Source organism: Gallibacterium trehalosifermentans (assembly GCF_042433055.1).
GTDB classification, from domain to species: Bacteria; Pseudomonadota; Gammaproteobacteria; order Enterobacterales; family Pasteurellaceae; genus Gallibacterium; species Gallibacterium trehalosifermentans.
Genome location: NZ_JBHLWB010000006.1, coordinates 1 through 18,725, shown reverse-complemented (window position 1 = coordinate 18,725; position 18,725 = coordinate 1). Strand labels below are relative to the sequence as shown.

General features: G+C 36.6%; 18 protein-coding genes. 11 read left to right on the top strand and 7 right to left on the bottom strand.

Features of this window, described 5'->3' with window-relative positions:
* The first annotated feature begins 132 nt into the window (after window positions 1–132).
* Window positions 133–1,545, top strand: a complete 1,413-nt coding sequence (locus ACFFHK_RS06240; protein WP_382370647.1) for an alanine/glycine:cation symporter family protein — start codon at window positions 133–135, stop codon at window positions 1,543–1,545.
* A gap of 66 nt (window positions 1,546–1,611) precedes the next feature.
* Here ACFFHK_RS06240 and prlC read toward each other — a convergent pair whose 3' ends face one another.
* On the bottom strand, window positions 1,612–3,657 hold the full coding sequence (gene prlC, locus ACFFHK_RS06235; protein WP_382370645.1) for an oligopeptidase A: 2,046 nt from the start codon (window positions 3,655–3,657) through the stop codon (window positions 1,612–1,614).
* A 197-nt stretch (window positions 3,658–3,854) separates the two neighbouring features.
* Here prlC and ACFFHK_RS06230 point away from each other — a divergent pair, with 197 nt between their 5' ends.
* From ACFFHK_RS06230 to dctM, 7 genes are all read left to right on the top strand, one after another.
* Complete coding sequence (locus ACFFHK_RS06230) at window positions 3,855–4,691, top strand: MurR/RpiR family transcriptional regulator (protein ID WP_382370643.1); 837 nt, start codon at window positions 3,855–3,857, stop codon at window positions 4,689–4,691.
* Between the two features lie 238 nt (window positions 4,692–4,929).
* Entirely contained in the window at window positions 4,930–5,190 is a 261-nt protein-coding gene (locus tag ACFFHK_RS06225; protein ID WP_382370642.1) for a FeoA family protein, read from the top strand.
* Window positions 5,191–5,196: 6 nt separating this feature from the next.
* On the top strand, window positions 5,197–7,068 hold the full coding sequence (gene feoB, locus ACFFHK_RS06220) for a ferrous iron transporter B (protein ID WP_382370641.1): 1,872 nt from the start codon (window positions 5,197–5,199) through the stop codon (window positions 7,066–7,068).
* Window positions 7,065–7,211, top strand: coding sequence for a FeoB-associated Cys-rich membrane protein (locus ACFFHK_RS06215; RefSeq protein ID WP_382370639.1), 147 nt, complete (start codon window positions 7,065–7,067; stop codon window positions 7,209–7,211). Before feoB ends, ACFFHK_RS06215 begins: the two co-directional genes overlap by 4 nt.
* A gap of 251 nt (window positions 7,212–7,462) precedes the next feature.
* On the top strand, window positions 7,463–8,461 hold the full coding sequence (locus tag ACFFHK_RS06210; protein WP_382370637.1) for a TRAP transporter substrate-binding protein: 999 nt from the start codon (window positions 7,463–7,465) through the stop codon (window positions 8,459–8,461).
* 64 nt (window positions 8,462–8,525) lie between these two features.
* Complete coding sequence (locus ACFFHK_RS06205; protein ID WP_382370635.1) at window positions 8,526–9,158, top strand: TRAP transporter small permease; 633 nt, start codon at window positions 8,526–8,528, stop codon at window positions 9,156–9,158.
* Window positions 9,159–9,160: 2 nt separating this feature from the next.
* Complete coding sequence (dctM, locus tag ACFFHK_RS06200; protein ID WP_382370633.1) at window positions 9,161–10,444, top strand: C4-dicarboxylate TRAP transporter large permease protein DctM; 1,284 nt, start codon at window positions 9,161–9,163, stop codon at window positions 10,442–10,444.
* Between the two features lie 79 nt (window positions 10,445–10,523).
* On the opposite strand, the gene ACFFHK_RS06195 is transcribed toward dctM, so the two are convergent.
* From ACFFHK_RS06195 to ACFFHK_RS06185, 3 genes are all read right to left on the bottom strand, one after another.
* Window positions 10,524–10,745 (bottom strand): HP1242/YdcH family protein, encoded by a 222-nt coding sequence (locus tag ACFFHK_RS06195; protein WP_382370631.1) that lies wholly within the window; start codon window positions 10,743–10,745, stop codon window positions 10,524–10,526.
* Between the two features lie 76 nt (window positions 10,746–10,821).
* Entirely contained in the window at window positions 10,822–11,292 is a 471-nt protein-coding gene (locus ACFFHK_RS06190) for a low molecular weight protein-tyrosine-phosphatase (protein ID WP_382370629.1), read from the bottom strand.
* 73 nt (window positions 11,293–11,365) lie between these two features.
* Window positions 11,366–12,628 (bottom strand): NRAMP family divalent metal transporter, encoded by a 1,263-nt coding sequence (locus ACFFHK_RS06185; protein ID WP_382370627.1) that lies wholly within the window; start codon window positions 12,626–12,628, stop codon window positions 11,366–11,368.
* Between the two features lie 359 nt (window positions 12,629–12,987).
* Between ACFFHK_RS06185 and ACFFHK_RS06180 the strand changes: the two genes are divergently transcribed.
* On the top strand, window positions 12,988–13,641 hold the full coding sequence (locus ACFFHK_RS06180) for a trimeric intracellular cation channel family protein (RefSeq protein WP_382370625.1): 654 nt from the start codon (window positions 12,988–12,990) through the stop codon (window positions 13,639–13,641).
* Window position 13,642: 1 nt separating this feature from the next.
* On the top strand, window positions 13,643–13,957 hold the full coding sequence (gene yqfB, locus ACFFHK_RS06175; protein WP_382370623.1) for a N(4)-acetylcytidine aminohydrolase: 315 nt from the start codon (window positions 13,643–13,645) through the stop codon (window positions 13,955–13,957).
* Here yqfB and ACFFHK_RS06170 read toward each other — a convergent pair.
* From ACFFHK_RS06170 to prfB, 3 genes are all read right to left on the bottom strand, one after another.
* Window positions 13,908–14,762, bottom strand: a complete 855-nt coding sequence (locus ACFFHK_RS06170) for a DNA ligase (RefSeq protein WP_382370622.1) — start codon at window positions 14,760–14,762, stop codon at window positions 13,908–13,910. The two genes, yqfB and ACFFHK_RS06170, sit on opposite strands and share 50 nt — an antisense overlap.
* 174 nt (window positions 14,763–14,936) lie before the next feature.
* Entirely contained in the window at window positions 14,937–16,445 is a 1,509-nt protein-coding gene (lysS, locus tag ACFFHK_RS06165; protein WP_382370620.1) for a lysine--tRNA ligase, read from the bottom strand.
* A gap of 29 nt (window positions 16,446–16,474) precedes the next feature.
* Window positions 16,475–17,573, bottom strand: a protein-coding gene (gene prfB / locus ACFFHK_RS06160) for a peptide chain release factor 2 (RefSeq protein ID WP_382370618.1) whose coding sequence is annotated in 2 segments (ribosomal slippage) — window positions 16,475–17,497 and window positions 17,499–17,573 — 1,098 coding nt in all. Because the reading frame shifts where the segments join, the coding sequence is not laid out codon by codon here.
* 175 nt (window positions 17,574–17,748) lie between these two features.
* On the opposite strand from prfB, the gene ACFFHK_RS06155 reads away from it, so the two are divergent.
* Window positions 17,749–18,588, top strand: a complete 840-nt coding sequence (locus ACFFHK_RS06155; protein WP_382370616.1) for a formate/nitrite transporter family protein — start codon at window positions 17,749–17,751, stop codon at window positions 18,586–18,588.
* Window positions 18,589–18,725: the final 137 nt, after the last annotated feature.

Genomic DNA, 18,725 nt, shown 5'->3' with positions numbered 1-18,725 from the left:
AAATATCCTTTTGTGATACAAATAACAAAACTAAATTTAATGAGTAAATATTGCAAAAATATTATTCTTTTTAGGATTAGGTTATGTTATGGTTTCATACATTTTTCAATTCTATAAAAATGGAGATTCTGAATGGAAGCATTTCATAACTTAATTAATCAAATCAATGAACCTCTATGGAATATTGTTATCATCACTCTATTAGGTACAGGGCTTTATTTCACGCTTTCCCTTTTCTTTGTTCAAATCCGCCTTTTGCCACAAAGTATTCGTGAAATGCTAGGTGGTAGAAATGTCAACCGCAAACACGCCATTTCGCCATTTCAAGCCTTTGTTACTGGGTTAGCCAGCCGTGTAGGTGTAGGTAACATTGCTGGGGTCTCTATCGCAATTACAATGGGCGGTCCTGGTGCAGTATTTTGGATGTGGGTTACTGCATTACTCGGAATGAGTAGTGCATTTGCAGAATCTTCTCTCGCACAACTGTTTAAAGTTAAAGATTTAGCAGGCCATTTCCGTGGTGGTCCCGCTTATTATATTACGGCTGGTCTAAAACAACGTTGGTTCGGTTGGTTATTTGCGATTTCCCTAATCGTAACTTATGGTTTTGTCTTCAATGCTGTGCAATCTAATACTATAGCAGAAGCAAGTAATGGTGCGTGGGGCTTCTCTCCACAAGCTGTTGGTGTAGTATTAGTTATTCTCACCGCACCAATGATTTTTGGTGGAATTCGCAGAATTTCTCGTATTGCAGAAATGTTAGTTCCATTCATGGCATTATTATATATTGGTATGGCAATTTACATTTTATTCGCCAATATCAGTATGGTACCGGCAACCATTAATTTAATTCTTTCCTCTGCTTTCAATTTTGATGCTGCAGCTGGAGGGTTCTTCGGTGCTGTATTCTCCCAAGCAATGATGTACGGGATTAAACGTGGTCTTTATTCTAACGAAGCTGGTATGGGATCTGCACCAAACGCCGCCGCAACTGCAGATGTAAAACACCCTGTTAGTCAAGGTTTAATTCAAATGTTGGGTGTTTTTGTCGATACGATTATTATTTGTACGGCAACCGCAGTAATTGTCTTGCTTTCTGGGGAATCTATAAACTCAGGGGTTACTGGTGCGCAACTTACTCAACTCGCGATTGAACACCAAGTTGGCGCATGGGGTAAAGATTTCCTAGCGATTATTCTCTTTATGTTTGCTTTCTCTACTATTATTGGTAACTATGCTTACGCGGAAGGTAATATTCAATTTATTAAAAATAACCCTGCAGTAATTACCATTTTCCGTATGGCAGTATTAGCGATGGTCTATTTCGGTGCAGTACAAAAAATGGCGCTTGTTTGGGATATGGCAGACACTTTTATGGGTATCATGGCAATGATTAACTTAATCGCTATTTTGTTACTCTCTCCATTTGTTTGGTTATTATTAAAAGACTATCAAGCACAACTAAAAACGACCAAAGAGCCTGAGTTTAAAGTTGCAAAATATCCTAAATTAGCAGCGAAAGTAAAACCAAATATTTGGCAATAATATTCATGCAAACAAAAATGGCAGCTCACATGAGACTGCCATTTTTATTCTTTATATAAATATAAATTATGCTTGAGCAGTAATTCCCTTATGACGCAACAGAGCATCTAACTTCGGTTCTCTTCCTCTAAAACGTTTAAATAGCGCCATTGGTTCTTCTGAGCCGCCTTGCGTCAGAATATTATCTAAGAAAGATTTCCCTGTTTCAGCATTAAAAATTCCCTCTTCTTCAAAACGCGAGAAAGCATCTGCTGACAAGACTTCTGCCCACAAATAACTATAATACCCTGCAGCATACCCCCCTGCAAAAATATGGCTAAAACTATGTGGTGTTCTGACCCATGCTGGTGTTTTGATCACGGCAACATCTTGTTTCACTTCCGCAGAAATGGTCGCGACTTGCTCACCTTTGTTCGGATCAAATTCATAATGCAAACGGAAATCAAACAAACAAAACTCTAATTGACGCAAAATAAACATCGCTGCTTGGAAGTTCTTCGCTTTAATTAATTGTGTTAATTTCGCTTTTGGTAAGGCTTCGCCCGTTTGATAATGTCCTGAAATAAATTGTAAGGCTTCTTCTTCCCAACACCAATTTTCCATAAATTGACTTGGTAATTCGACAGCGTCCCATGGTACGCCATTAATGCCTGATACATCACCTGTTTCAATCTTCGTCAGCATATGATGAATCCCGTGCCCAAATTCATGGAAAAGGGTTGTTACTTCATCATGGGTAAATAATGCAGGTTTATCGCCAATCGGACGATTAAAATTACAAACTAAATAAGCTACAGGCTTTTGTAACGAGCCGTCTCGTTTACGCTTGCGCCCAATACAATCGTCCATCCATGCACCACCACGTTTATGTTCACGCGCATATAAATCTAAATAAAAACTTCCTCTGACTTCATTATTTTCATCAATTAAATCAAAAAAACGTACTTCTGAATGATAAGTATCCACATCAAAACGTTCGACAGCTTTAATCTTGAAAATGCGTGCAACCACTTCAAACAATCCCGCCAATACTCGATTTTCTGGAAAATAGGGACGTAATTCTTCATCATTAATCGCAAATAGCGCTTGTTTTTGCTTTTCACTATAAAAAGCAATATCCCATGCAGCAAGTTCATCAATACCAAAATGTTGTTGACAGAACTGTTGTAACTCAGCAACTTCTTTTTCCCCTTGAGCTTTTGCACGATGGGCTAAATTTTGTAAGAAATCTAATACTTGGCGAGGACTTTCAGCCATTTTTGTCGCAAGTGATAAATCAGCATAGGTGGAAAACCCTAATAATTTCGCTAATTCATGACGTAAAGTGAGAATCTCTTGCATAATTGCCGAGTTATCCCATTTACCCGCATTCGGACCTTGATCTGACGCTCGTGTCGTAAATGCACGGTACATTTCTTCACGCAATGCACGATTTTCACAATATGTCATCACAGGTAAGTAACTTGGAAATTCCAACGTAAAGCGATACCCCTCAAGCCCTTTACTTTCTGCTGAGGCTTTTGCTGCTTGCAAGGCACTTTCTGGTAATCCTACTAACTCATTTACATCAGTAATGACCTTTTCCCACCCCATGGTGGCATCTAAAACATTATTGCTAAATTGGGAATTCAATTCAGATAAACGAGCGACAATTTCCGCATAACGTTGTTGCTGCTCTGCTGGTAAAGAGATACCAGATAATTCAAAATCACGCAGGCTATTTTCAATCGCTTTCTTTTGATCTTTTGCTAATGTCGCAAATTCCGCACTATTTTTTAATTGTAAATAGGCTTGATATAACCCTTGATGTTGCCCAACCCACGTACTGTATTCTGACAATAACGGTAAACAAGCTTGATAAACTTCTCTTAATTCTGGGCTGTTTTTGACAGCATTTAGGTGCGAAACAGGCGACCAAGCTTTACTTAACTGATCATTAACTTCTGCTAGTGGAAGATAAAAATTTTCCCATGTAAAGGTAGTTTGTTTTAGAACCTGTTCAACAGTATCTCGACATTGTTGGATTAATTGAGTAATAGCAGGTTGAATATGTTCTAATTTAATCTTTGAAAATTCAGGTAATCCTTGTGGATTAAGTAATGGATTCGACATAATAATTATCCTTTTTATAAAAACACGCCCCTAGTTATTGGGGAAAAGTAGTAGATTTCAAGGGATTTTAGGTGATAAATCTAAATAACCTTATTTTTTATCATTTATACCGTAATAGAAAAAAATGAAATTTTCTTTTCAAAATATTGGAATACCACTAGAATATTGATTACATTTCACTCATCATACATAGAATTATGAATAAATCGATCAAAGTTGAACAGTTAGAAACTCAAATTAGAGAACGTTATGACAGCCTAAGTAAACGGTTAAAACAAGTCGCAAAATATATCTTAGATAACCCCAACAGCGTAGTATTTGATACGGTTGCCATTATTGCCGAACGTGCTGAAGTTCCTCCATCAACCTTAATTCGTTTCGCCAATGTCTTTAACTTCAGTGGTTTTAATGAAATGAAACAAGTATTCAAAGAAAGCTTGATGGAGTCAACCGCTGATTACAAAGAACGTGCTGAATTATTCCATAAAATGGATACCGATCATACTGAACAAAATAGCCCAGAAAATATTCTCGCCGTATTTTCACACGCTAACGCGACTGCATTAACTCAACTAGCCACCAACATAGATATTAAACAGCTCAATGATGCCGTGAAATTATTAGACAATGCCAATAATATTTTTATCATTGGTTTAAAACGTTCTTATAGTATTGCTTGTTATTTGAATTATGCGCTCCACCATCTCAATCGCCGTTCTTATATCATTGATGGTCTCGGTGGAATGTTTGAAGAACAGCTGAATCTGATCAAGCCTGGTGATGTAGTCGTCGCAATTAGTTTTGCACCTTATGCAAAAGAAACGCTGAATATTTTGGATTCTGTGGCACAGGCTGGTGTTAAACAAATCGCCATTACTGATAGTCAACTTAGCCCATTAGTGAGTTTTAGCGATATTGCTTTTGTCATTAAAGAAGCGCATATCAATGGTTTCCGCTCACAATGCTCAACCATGAATTTAGTGCAAAGCCTCGCAATTTCTTTAGCGTTCCAGCAAGAAGAAAACTTACAATAACCACTCAATATAACCTAACTCACCAGTAGTTAGGTTACCACCCTTTTACTCATTACTTTTGTTAATAAACAATATATTTATTAGCATTCTGCATCATTCAAAATTAACTTGATATACATCAAACCACATACGCTGATTGTTCGTTAAAATCACTTTCCAGTAAACAATGTTAAGAATATTTCTTATTTAGATTTAGAATAAAGTAACGGAATGTAATGAGAGTATAGGAAGCCGTTTTATGTCTATTTATCCTCTTCATCAATTAGCCAAACATCAACAGGCTTATATCAAAGATATTATTGATAACCCTGCCTTTGGTGCATTAGATCCCTCAGTAAGTCGGCGATTAGCTGATTTAGGTTTTTCGTTAAATCGTCCGATTACGATTATTGCTAAAGGGTTACTCGGAAAAGGGCCCTATGTTGTGCGCCTTGATAATCATTCACAATTTTCATTACGCAGAGCGGAAGCGGAAAAAATTCTTTGTTATGTAAAGTAATAGGTTATGACAAGTCATCTTAATTTTGCTTTAATTGGTCCACCAAATTGTGGGAAAACTGTTTTATTTAATGCCTTAACGGGTTCTAATGCACGGATTGCTAACTATCCAGGTGTAACCGTTGACAGGCGTGAGGGAACGCTATTAGGGTATCCAAATATTACCATTCTTGATTTACCTGGCACTTATAGCTTACACACCACAAGCCCAGATGAAGAAGTTTCTCGTAATGTATTATTGGGGCATTTAGGTAAGATCCCTGATGCCATTATTGCGGTAGCCGATGCAACAAATTTACGTATGACATTACGTATGGCACTTGAGCTAAAAGCTTTAGGGTTGCCAATGATAATATCGATCAATCTTTATGATGTTGCTGTTGCGCGTGGTTTAAAAATTGATACGCAAAAAATGAGTGAGCACCTTGGTATTCCTGTGATTAGTACGATTGCTATCAATAAAAAAGGGCAAGAAAACATTAAACAAGCAATAGAAAAACTTATTACCGATGCCACCCCTATACAGAAAACCACGTTAGAATTAGAGGAAATTACCAATAATCTCAATAGCAATCAACTCTTTGCAGAAGTTGATCGACTTCTTGCAGAAACAGTAGAAAACATTAATGCATTACCTCACTGGCACAAAACATTAGATAAGATCTTTTTACACCCAATATGGGGATTGTTTACCTTAGCAATCATTATTCTTTTAATGTTTCAGGCTGTATATGCTTGGGCTGAACCCTTTATGGGATTAATTGAAGAAGGATTTGGCTGGTTATCTGAATGGTTAGTTAATACTTTACCAGAAGGTATTGTAAGAGATCTCCTTGTTGAGGGAGTCGTGGCTGGGGTGAGTAGTGTATTAGTATTTCTACCGCAAATTACTATTTTATTTGCGCTATTACTCATATTAGAAGACTCAGGTTATCTGCCTCGTGGCGCATACTTATTAGATAGTTTCTTAGCAAGAAGTGGCTTATCTGGACGTTCTTTTATTCCTTTACTGTCTGGTTTTGCTTGTGCTGTACCCGCTATTATGTCGGCAAGAACAATCTCTGATCCTCGTGAACGGCTAGCCACTATTGCTATTACGCCATTATTAACTTGTTCTGCTAGGCTGCCCGTTTATGCCCTCATCATCGCTGCAGTTATTCCAAATCAAGAAATCTGGGGAATTTTTAATCTTCAAGGATTAACGTTATTTGCCTTATATACAATGGGAATCATTTCGGCAGGATTTATTGCTTTTATTCTAAAATTATTTGCAAAACAAAAAGGCAAAGTAAAACAATTTCCTTTATTAATGGAATTACCTACTTATCGAATGCCTAACTTTAAGCATATTTTCATCACATTATGGGAACGAATAAGTGCATTTTTAAAACGAGCGGGAACCATTATTTTTGCACTTAGCATTATTTTATGGGTATTAGTTAGCTTTCCATCTGCACCTGAACAAGCAACTAACCCAGCGATTGATTACAGTTTTGCTGGAATGTTAGGACATCTACTTCAACCAATTTTTCAACCCATTGGCTTCACTTGGGAAATGTGTATTGCCATGATTCCAGGCATTGCAGCTCGTGAAGTAGTGGTTGCCGCTCTTGGTACCGTTTATGCGGTTGGAGAGATCTCAGAAGAAGCTGCCCAGCAATTTCTTATCCCATTAATACACCATAATTGGAGCATTCCAACAGCATTATCTTTTCTTGTATGGTATGTTTATGCACCAATGTGCATGGCGACATTAGCCGTAATTAAACGGGAAACCAAATCAATGCGACAAACCCTACTGATTACGCTATATTTATCTATCCTAGCCTATACCTTTGCCTATGCCACCTATCATATTGCACAAGGAATTGGACTATGATTCAGTATCTTATTGTTATCGTCTTCTTTATTGGAGCAATAGCCTATTTAGGTTATCACTTTAAACAGAGTCGAAGTAAAAATGGTGCATGTGGTAATTGTTGTCGCTGTGGTACACAATCAAAAAGAAAATCTTGCCATTAATTAATAAAAGGGTACCGTTGTACCCTCTAAAGACCTTATAGTGTTACTCGTATCTCTTCTTTATTTCCACATAAAAAAATAGTTATTTTGTTACATTAAATCTGTATTTCTCCCTATTTTTATTAAATTTCTATTAATTTTTTGCGAATAAGATCAACTTTTTAAAAAAATTTGCTTTACTAAAATTTAGCATTTAAATAATCTTATTAATACCGTCAAAAACACACTCATATATTAAGAGGATAAGACTTATGAAAAAAACAATGTTTAAAGTTCTCGCTACTGTTGCTGCATTCAGCTTTCTTTTCGCTGGAAAAGCATTCTCTGCAGAACCAATTATTATCAAATTTTCTCATGTTGTAGCAGATGATACACCTAAGGGACAAGGAGCATTATTATTCAAAAAATTAGCTGAAGAAAAATTCCCAGGTAAAGTCAAAGTAGAGGTTTACCCAAATTCTTCTCTTTATGGCGATGGTAAGGAAATGGAGGCGCTTTTATTAAATAATGTACAAATGTTAGCTCCATCACTTGCTAAATTTGATAAATATACCCCAAAAATCCAATTATTTGATTTGCCATTCTTATTTGATGATATTGAAGCTGTACAACGTTTTGAAAAAAGTGATGCAGGAAAAAGTCTACTCAATAGTATGAAAGATAAAGGTATTGTTGGTTTAGGCTACTGGAATAATGACCTTAAACAACTTTCTGCAAATAAAAAACTTGTACTTCCTAAAGATGCTCGTGGTTTAAAATTCCGTGTACAAAACTCAGAAGTTCTTGATGCACAATTCAAACAACTAAATGCGGTACCCCGTAAAATGGCATTTGGAGAAATGTACCAAGGTCTACAAACTGGCGTAGTTAATGGTGCAGAAAACCCATACTCAAACATTTACTCTCAAAAAATCAATGAAGTACAAAAATATATCACCGAATCTAACCACGGTTTACTTTCTTATATGGTTATCGTGAACAGTAAATTTTGGGAGGATTTACCAGAAGATATACGCGCTGGTTTAATGGAAATTATGGACATTGTTAGCGATGATGTAAATAAAAAATCACACGAATTTAATCTTGCCGATAAACAACATATTCTTAATGCTAAAACAACGGAAATTATTACCTTAACACCAGAACAAAGAAAAGAATGGCGTGAAGCAATGCGCCCTGTTTGGAAAAAATTTGAAGATAAAATTGGTGCTGATTTAATTAAAGCAGCTGAAGAATCTAATAATAAATAATCGTTCGACTCTCAAGTGCGGTATATATTACCGCACTGATTGCTCAAGTTTGTAAGGAGCATCTATGCAACAATTTAATTACCTCTGGGGAAAACTTGAGGAGTTTATGATTGCATTTTCTCTCGCGTTAATGACGTTGGTTACATTCGTTTATGTCATGTTTAATAACCTTTACACCCCTTTCTATGACTTGGCGGATACTTATCCTAGTCTTGAATCAGTTTTAATTCCAGTTGCAACCTTTTGTATGACAGTTGCACAGGAAATGACGTGGAGTGTTGCATTAACTAAACTCTTTTTTGCAATGTTAATCTTTTTTGGCGCCTCTTATGGGGTTCGTACTGCGGGTCATATTGGAATTGATGCTATCGTTAAAAAATTCTCCACGCCAACTCAACGATACATCAGTATTTTTGCTTGTTTGGCTTGCTTAATTTATGCTGGCACAATTATGTTTGCAAGTGTTGAATGGGTGCAAGCATTACTTATTGCAAATATCGGTGCAGAAGATTTGCAGCATTTTGGTATCCAACTTTGGCATCTTGGTATGATCATTCCTATTGGTTACTTCATGATTTTTGCTCGCTTTATTGAAATCTTTATTCGTTTATTACAAGGCAAGCAAAATGATCTCGGTTTAGCAGATGAAGCTAAAGATGCAATCAAGTTACAAGAGCCAGATGGAGCTGAGGAGTAATTATGACTATTATTTTCTTATTTGCTTGTTTATTTTTCTTAATGCTTATTGGTGTACCTATTTCTGTCGCATTAGGATTATCTGGTTCTTTAGTCATTATTCTATTTAGCCAAGATTCTATTAGCTCCGTTGCAATCAAGTTATTTGAAACTTCTGAACACTATACTTTGTTAGCGATTCCATTCTTCCTTCTCGCTGGTGCATTTATGACAACAGGTGGTGTAGCTCGCCGTTTGATTGACTTTGCAAATGCAACTGTTGGACATATCCGTGGAGGATTAGCGATTGCATCGGTTTTATCTTGTATGCTATTCGCTGCACTTTCAGGTTCAAGCCCAGCAACAGTTGCCGCTGTTGGCTCAATCGCTATTGCAGGAATGGTTCGTTCTGGTTATCCAATTACATTTGGCACGGGAATTGTGTGTAACGCAGGCACACTCGGTATTTTAATTCCACCCTCTGTAGTCATGGTGGTTTACGCTGCGGCAACTGAATCTTCTGTTGGTCGTTTATTCATGGCTGGCGTAGTACCTGGATTACTTCTTGGTGTGGTATTAATGGTCGCAATTTATATTGTTGCTCGTTTAAAAAATCTTCCTGCATTACCGCGTGCAAGTGTAAGTGAATGGTTCAGAGCAGCAAGAAAGGCTTTCTGGGGACTAATCTTAATGGTGATTATCCTTGGTGGTATTTATAGTGGCGCATTCACACCAACTGAGGCTGCTGCAGTTGCTGCAGTTTACTCATTCTTTGTTTCAGTCTTCATCTATAAAGACATCAAATTAAAAGAGTGTCCAAAAGTCTTACTAGAAGCAGGTAAACTCAGCATTATGTTGATGTTTATTATTGCTAACGCAATGTTGTTTGCACACGTTTTAACTACAGAACAAATACCACAACAACTTACTCAGCTCGTTACCGAAATGGATTTACAAGGTTGGCAGTTCTTAATTATGGTAAACATAGTATTACTTATTGCTGGTGCTTTTATGGAACCATCTGCAATTATCTTAATTTTAGTGCCAATCTTATTCCCTATTGCTACTCAATTAGGTATTGATCCAATTCATCTTGGTATTATTATGGTGGTGAATATGGAAATTGGTATGATTACCCCACCAGTTGGTCTTAACTTATTTGTATCCTCTGCAATCACTGGATTATCTTTACCACAAGTTATTAAAGCGGCAACGCCTTGGTTATTATTGATGTTAACTTTCTTACTTGCGGTTACCTATATTCCAGCAATCTCTCTAGCATTACCAAACTGGATCGGCGCGGTGTAAATACCAGAATGATGACAAATAAAAAGGCACTAACAATAGTGCCTTTTCTTTTGCATAAAACAACTATATTTATTACAGATTATCTACTTTCAGCATATTGTTTCAAAATAACATACATCTCATCTTTCAAACGTAATTTTACTTTCTTTAACGTTTCAATTTCTTCGTGAGTACCATAGTCAATTTTATTTATCATATTTTGAATTTTATGATCAAGCTCATTATGTTCATCAAACAATTTAGCAAAATGTTTATCTTGAGTTTTTAATACGCTAATTAAATCACGGTATTCTGGAAACATAATTTTCTCCTCTGGATAATTGTTCATAATTAATATAGCGTTTTTCCTTCTGGGCTACTGTGAACAACATCACACTTTACTTTAATTGTTGCTTTATTTTCACTAATAATGCTTCACAACAACTCTCTAATAATTCATATGTTTCAGTAAAATTCCCTGTATACCAAGGGTCAGGAATATGATCTTTTGGTAACCATGAACAGAGATCTGTAATTTTAAAAATTTTCTCTGGTTGATATCCAAATAGCTTTTCTAACTCATTGATATTGCTATTATCCATACCAATGAGATAATCAAATTGTTGCAAATCTTGTTTGGTAACTTGTCGGCTACGAAACCCATGATTCTCAATTTTATGTAAATCTAGCATATCAGCAGTACCACAATGCATTCCTGCACCACTATGCCACCCTGCTGTTCCAGCACTATCCACAAAAATTTGCTCTGTTAAATTTGCTTTTTTTACTTTATCTTTAAAAATAAATTCTGCCATTGGTGAACGGCATATATTCCCTAAACAGATAAATAAAATCCGAATTTTCTGCATAACCTATCCCTAAAATTATCCAATAAAAAAGGCAGTAAATTACTGCCTTAGTAACTAAATATCAAGTATTAGGTTAATTAAATAACCCTAATTGATAAATAATAAAAAATAATGTGAACATGGTTAAATACAATAAACCAATTAAAGCAAGCCAATATAATCCACCTTTAACTTGATGTTTACCACCTTTTAAAGTCAAAAGAAAATTTAATGTCGCAAAAACTGGCGTAGCAACAAATGATGCAATCATTGCAAATTTCAACATTGGTCCTAACGCATTATTAAAGAAGAAAATAATCATTGCACCCGATAATGTTGCTAAAACAAAGGCAATATTTAAATAGGTTGCTCGAGTCCCCTTTCGATTAAGCAATAATCGTAAACTTTCTACATTAGTACGTGAATACCCATCAATGACTGTTAATGTTGTACCAAACATACAAAGAAAAGCAATTAAAGCAATTAATCCCCTTGCCCATTCCCCGATAGTAGAAGAATACATACCAATCAGTTGCGCAACATATTTACCACCTACCATTTCAACGGGGACACCTGAACCATATTGTACTAATGCACCTAATGCAAGAAAGACTAAGGCTAAAATAGCTGTACCAATATATCCAACATTAAAATCAAAAATCCCATCGCGATAAGATATTTTCGCCATACGTTTTTTTGCCACCACCCACATTGAATTAATTGCAGATATTTCGATTGGTGCAGGCATCCACCCCATCAAGGCAACAATAAAGGCTAAAGCACCTAATTGCCAAGGGCTTTCACTCACATAATCAGTTGGTGCAACACCACCACGAAAAGCAGCAATAATAACAGCTAATACCGTTGCCACCGTTAAACAGATCATGACAATTTTAGATAATCCATCTAATAAACGATATTGTCCTAACAATAAAATAGCGAGGCTCACAATGAGTACTGTCAAACTTAACATTGGCACAGGCAATGGAATCACAAATGATAAAATCACAGCAGAAAGCAAGGCAACTGCTGCAGTATTAATCATGGTGGCAAAAATATTTAATAAAAAGAAAATCCAAAGATAAAATACACCTTTCTCTTTATATCCTTCCAATAAAGTTTTATTCGTTTCTAAGGTATATTGCACCCCAAAACGGAAAAATGGATATTTGAATAAATTAGCTAAAATAATAATAATTGCTAGTTGCCAACCATAAATTGCACCAGACTGAGTCGACGCGATAAGATGTGAGCCGCCCACTGCTGCAGAAGCCATTAAAATACCAGGTCCTAATGCAGAAAAACGGCTCTTCACCGTAGAATATTGCTTATTATTCGTCGTTGTTATTGTATTCATAGTAAATTCTCTAAATAATAATTAGTGTTTTTAAATAAAATCATAAAAAATTTAGTAGATCAATCTAAAAAACAATAAATTGAAAATATAAAATCTTTATAAAAAACTATTTTTTCATCATTTATCAGAATAAAAACATGAAAAGATTTTTTCGTTTAAGCAGTTTATTTGTTATCTGAAATTATTAATGGTGATTAATTTTTTTATTAACGTTATCAAATAACATTTTAACTGCTGAATATTTAAACGCTTTATTTTTAGACAAAAGTGATTTAGCAACGATTTAAGAGAAAATATTTCACTAATAATCCCCGTTTCAAGTACAATCTAATCTTTACCTCTAACTAGATACACTACTTATGTTACTAACCATTCTTTATTTAATTGGTATCACTGCTGAAGCAATTACTGGTGCATTAGCAGCTGGTCGAGAAAAAATGGATATTTTTGGCGTCATTATTATTGCCTCTGTAACCGCTATTGGCGGTGGTTCTGTACGAGATGTATTGTTAGGGCACTATCCTTTAGGGTGGGTGAAACACCCTGAATATATTGCGATTGTCGCTGGTGCTGCCGTATTAACCGTTATCATTGCACCATTAATGCGGTATTTAAAAGCAGTTTTCTTAATCTTAGATGCGTTGGGCTTAATTGTTTTCTCTATTATCGGCGCACAAGTTGCGTTAAATATGGGGCATGGTTTTATTATTGCCTCTGTTGCAGCCATTATTACTGGCGCATTTGGTGGTGTCTTACGAGATTTACTCTGTAACCGTATCCCATTAGTGTTTCAAAAAGAGTTATATGCAAGTATCGCTTTCTTAGCAACCGCTGTTTATATTGGGTTACAAGAAACCAGCCTTCCACCTGATGCAATTACATTAATTACTCTCTTAGCGGGTTTCCTCGCTCGCTTGCTTGCCATTCGCTTTGGTTTAAGTTTACCTATTTTTGACTACCAAGAAGATAAAAATTGGTCTTGGGTGGAAAAACTACCAAAACGGAAAAAATAATATGCTTAATGAGATTACTTTTTATCAACGTTTTCAAGCAAATATTTTAAATGGTAGCAAAACCATTACCATTCGTGATGCAAGTGAAAAAGATTTCACTATTGGTAGCACTGTTGATGTATTTACTTTTGAACAACATCAATGGTTTGCTAAAATCAAAATTCTTGCCATAACGGCAATTTCTTTTCAGGAATTAACAGACACTCACGCACAACAAGAAAATATGACGCTGAGTGAGTTGAAAACAGTCATTCAAGAAATTTACCCTAATACGGATCAACTGTTTGTAATCCATTATCAACTGGTTGAGTCGTAACTCGTTGTCGCCAATAGGTTGCAAATTTCGGCTTCCCTTTTGCCGTTTCACCACGATATTTATAAGTAATCACGCTCCCAATCGGTGGTGGGTTAGCTCGTTCATCAAGAGAAAACCCCGAACCGATTTTAAATTGTCCTCGATAATTTTCACAAGTAAGCGATCCCATTACATTATGGAATTGCCCCTTACCTTTATGATGTGCGATAACTGTACATTCTTCATCTTGATGACGTTTAAGTTTTAAAATTTGATTACTACGTCCTGTTAAGTATTCAGCCTTTGGATTTCGTACTACCACACCCTCACCGCCTAATTTTTCTACCTGATCCAAAAACTGAAAAACAGCTTGTTTATTTTCAATCGGTAATTGCGGAATAATTTCAATATAAGGAGATGGGTGTTTAACTAAATAATCTTGTAATACAGATAAACGCTGCCATAAATCCCCCTGTGCTTCTGGGACATCAAAGACATATAGTTTTAATTTATACCACCCTTTATCTTCTAAACTTCTAGTAATACTAGAAATCTCTGCAAATTTCCCTCGTTCACTAAATAATTCGCCATCAATCGCAAATGGAGGAAAATCTTTAATAAAGTAATCTGGAGGAAATAAACGGTTCTCTTGTCGCGTAATTAATTGTTTACCATTCCAATAACCTCGTACGCCATCTAATTTCTCACTCATTACCCAACCTTGCAGATCTTGATCACGATATTCATTTAATAACATCACTGATTCTTTCGCTTGAGCAGGTAAGATACAAATCATGCTCAATAATCCCAATAATAGTCGTCGCATATTTCCTCCTTGTTCCGCAAGGTAAAAATAAGTAAATATGACAAAAGAGCGAGGAATAATACGAAAAAGTGTGAAGTGAATAGAGGAAATAAAATTATATACTATGGCTTACCTAAACGAATGGTATAAAAAAAGCTGCACTTTTTACAAATGCAGCTTTTCGTTTTCTTTTAATTATGCCTTATGTTTCATCGCTGGAAAGAGAATCACATCACGAATAGAAGCAGCATTAGCAAACAACATCGCTAAGCGGTCAATCCCTAATCCCTCTCCTGCTGTTGGCGGTAAGCCATGTTCTAATGCCACCACAAAATCTTCATCTTTGAACATTGCCTCATCATCACCCGCCTCTTTTGCTGCCACTTGTGCATCAAAACGCTCATTTTGATCTTCAGCATCATTCAATTCTGAGAAGCCGTTACCAATTTCACGTCCACCAATAAAGAGTTCAAAACGATCAGTTACCTCTGGATTTTGATCATTACGACGCGCTAATGGCGAAATTTCGGCTGGGTGCGCCATTAGGAAAGTTGGTTGGATCAAGTGATGCTCTGCAACCTCTTCAAAAATAGCATTGACTAAACTCCCCAAGCCCCAAGATTTTTGTACTTCAATGCCAAGTTTTGTTGCAAGTTGTTTTGCTTTTTCAAGATCATATAAATCCTCTTTTACAATCCCTTTATCCGCACCATATTTTAGAATGGCTTCGTGCATCGTAATACGCTCAAACGGTTTGCCGAAATCAAATTCATATTCACCATAAGGAACAATAGTTGTACCTAAAATATCTAACGCCAATTTACGCAATAGTTCTTCAGTGTTATCCATTAGATCATGATAATCCGCATAGGCTTGGTAGTATTCCAACATTGTAAATTCTGGGTTATGGCGAACAGAAACCCCTTCATTACGGAAATTACGGTTTAACTCAAATACACGTTCAAATCCACCAACGACTAAACGTTTTAAGTAAAGTTCTGGTGCAATACGCAGATACATATCAATATCAAGGGCATTATGGTGCGTTACAAATGGGCGTGCCGATGCGCCACCTGGGATCACTTGCAACATTGGAGTTTCCACTTCCATAAAACCTTTGCCAATAAAGTATTCACGGATACCCGCAATCACTTTAGAACGAATCACAAAAGTACGGCGAGACTCTTCGTTGCTAATCAAATCGAGATAACGTTGGCGATAACGCATTTCTTGATCCGATAAACCATGGAATTTATCAGGCAATGGGCGTAATGCTTTAGTCAGCAACTCAATGTCTGTACAACGCACCGTTAATTCATTAGTTTTGGTTTTAAATAATGTCCCTTTCGCCCCAACAATATCCCCGAGATCTAACATCGCCATCATTTCTTCATACACACCTTCAGGCAATAAATCACGGGCAACATAGAGTTGGATTTTACCGCTCATATCTTGAATGGTAATAAAGCTTGCTTTTCCCATTTTACGGCGCGTCATAATACGTCCCGCTACCGCAACAGGAATTTCCTTATCTTTTAACGCTTCACTCTCTTCATTTGCATAAGAAGTATGCAAATCACCCGCAAGACTATCGCGACGAAACGTATTTGGAAACGCATTTCCTTTTTGGCGTAAACTTGCTAATTTTTCACGGCGAACTAACATTTCACCATTTAGATCAAGTTCTTGATTATGTTCTGACATAGTTATACCTTTTATTTCTCAATTATTTTTTACAATCCAGCTTTCAAACTTGCTTCAATAAAGCGATCTAAATCACCGTCTAATACAGCTTGTGTGTTACGGTTTTCTACACCGGTACGCAGATCTTTAATGCGAGAATCATCAAGCACATATGAGCGAATTTGGCTACCCCAACCAATGTCTGATTTACTCTCTTCCAGCGCTTGCTTTTCAGCATTTTTCTTTTGTAATTCAAGCTCATACAATTTAGCTTTTAATTGTTTCATTGCTTGATCTTTATTTTTGTGTTGCGAACGGTCATTTTGACATTGCACTACAATACCACTTGGCATATGGGTAATTCGCACCGCACTTTCCGTTCTATTAACGTGCTGCCCACCTGCCCCTGATGCACGATACACGTCAATCCGCAAATCAGCTGGATTGATTTCAATATCAATATCATCGGTTATTTCAGGATAAACAAACGCCGCACTAAATGACGTATGACGACGATTATTTGAGTCGAAAGGACTTTTGCGCACTAAGCGGTGAATCCCTGTTTCTGTTCGCAACCAACCAAAAGCATATTCTCCACTGACACGAATGGTAGCGGATTTAATGCCTGCGACATCACCATCAGAAACTTCCATTAATTCCGTTTTAAAGCCTTTGCTTTCAGCCCAACGCAAATACATTCGCAATAACATCTCTGTCCAATCTTGCGCTTCCGTTCCACCTGATCCCGCTTGTAAATCCACATAACAATCCGCGCTATCGTGTTCGCCACTAAACATTCTGCGAAATTCCAATTTTGCGAGTTTTGCTTCTAACTGATCTAACTCAACGAGCACCTCATCAAACGTTTCTTGATCATCGGCTTCTACCGCAAGTTCTAGCAAGCCGTCGACATCTTCCAAACCTTGTTGTAGATCTTTAATAGTATTGACAACAGCTTCCAATGAAGAACGTTCTTTACCTAACGCTTGTGCTTTCTCTGGATCATTCCAGATATCAGGTTGTTCTAATTCCGCATTGACTTCTTCTAAACGCTCTACCTTGCTATCAAAGTCAAAGATACCCCCTAAGCGCTAGGGTTCTTTCGCCAATATCGCTAATTCTATTTTTAATTGGGTTTATTTCAAACATATCAATTTTAATCTTAAATCACATCAGAAATCGGCAATTATAGAGTATTCCTGTTGTGAAGCCTAGTTTCTTTCCAAGAAATTTGTTAGCGCCTATATTATTTATGCTAGAATACGCCGCTTATGTGAAATCCAGATATTAAATCTTTAACTTATTCAAAAAAGGAGGAAACTCAATGAAATCAGAATTAGATACTTCAACACTTTCCTACCGAGATAAAATGGCGATTGAAGAGTATGAACGTTTAAGTCCTCGTTTACTGTATGAAATTATTCGCCAAGATGGAATCGAAGAACTTACCCGCCCAACAAAAGCACTTATCTTTTCGGGCATTACTGCGGGGCTAGTTGTAACATTTTCATTTGTCTTTAAAGCCATTTTTACTGCTTATGTTCCTAATGAACCTTGGGCGCCATTAGTAACTAATATGGGCTACACAGTCGGCTTTTTATTAGTTATTTTAGGGAGAATGCAACTTTTTACTGAGAATACCATTACTACCGTTGTTCCTTTATTTAATCCATTAACATGGCGAAAAGTAACTGCTGTTTCACGCTTATGGTCTATCGTATTATTCTCTAATCTCATTGGTACCGCTTTGGCGGCATTATTTTTACAAAATCATCAGGTATTCAACCCTGAGTTTGTCAGTGCAATGCATGAAATCGCCATGCACGTAAAACACATGAGCATATCAGAAAATATTTTAAAAGGGATTCCTGCTGGGATTCTGATTGCCTCCGTTGTATGGATGATGCCATCAGTGAACAGTGGTAAATTTATTATGATCTTCTTTTTTATCTATTTGATTGCATTAGGTGATTTTGCGCATGTAATTGTAGGTTCTGCTGAAATTGCTTATTTAGTGTTCCAAGGAGACGCTTCACTTTATGACTACTTTGTTACCTTTCTCCTCCCAACTTGTTTTGGTAACATTTTAGGGGGAACTGTGGTCTTTACTATGATGATTTATGGTCAAGTCAATCAAGAAATTGAATTGCGAGCTAACAAGTAGAACAGGAAAAATTGTATTTTCAATCTATAAATCACGCTCAAACCTAGTTTCAAGAATAGATAGCTTTGACATCCTCCCCGCCCTAAAGGACGGGGATTCCTACTAGTGCCAATTGCAAGCAATGGACTACTCTCGGT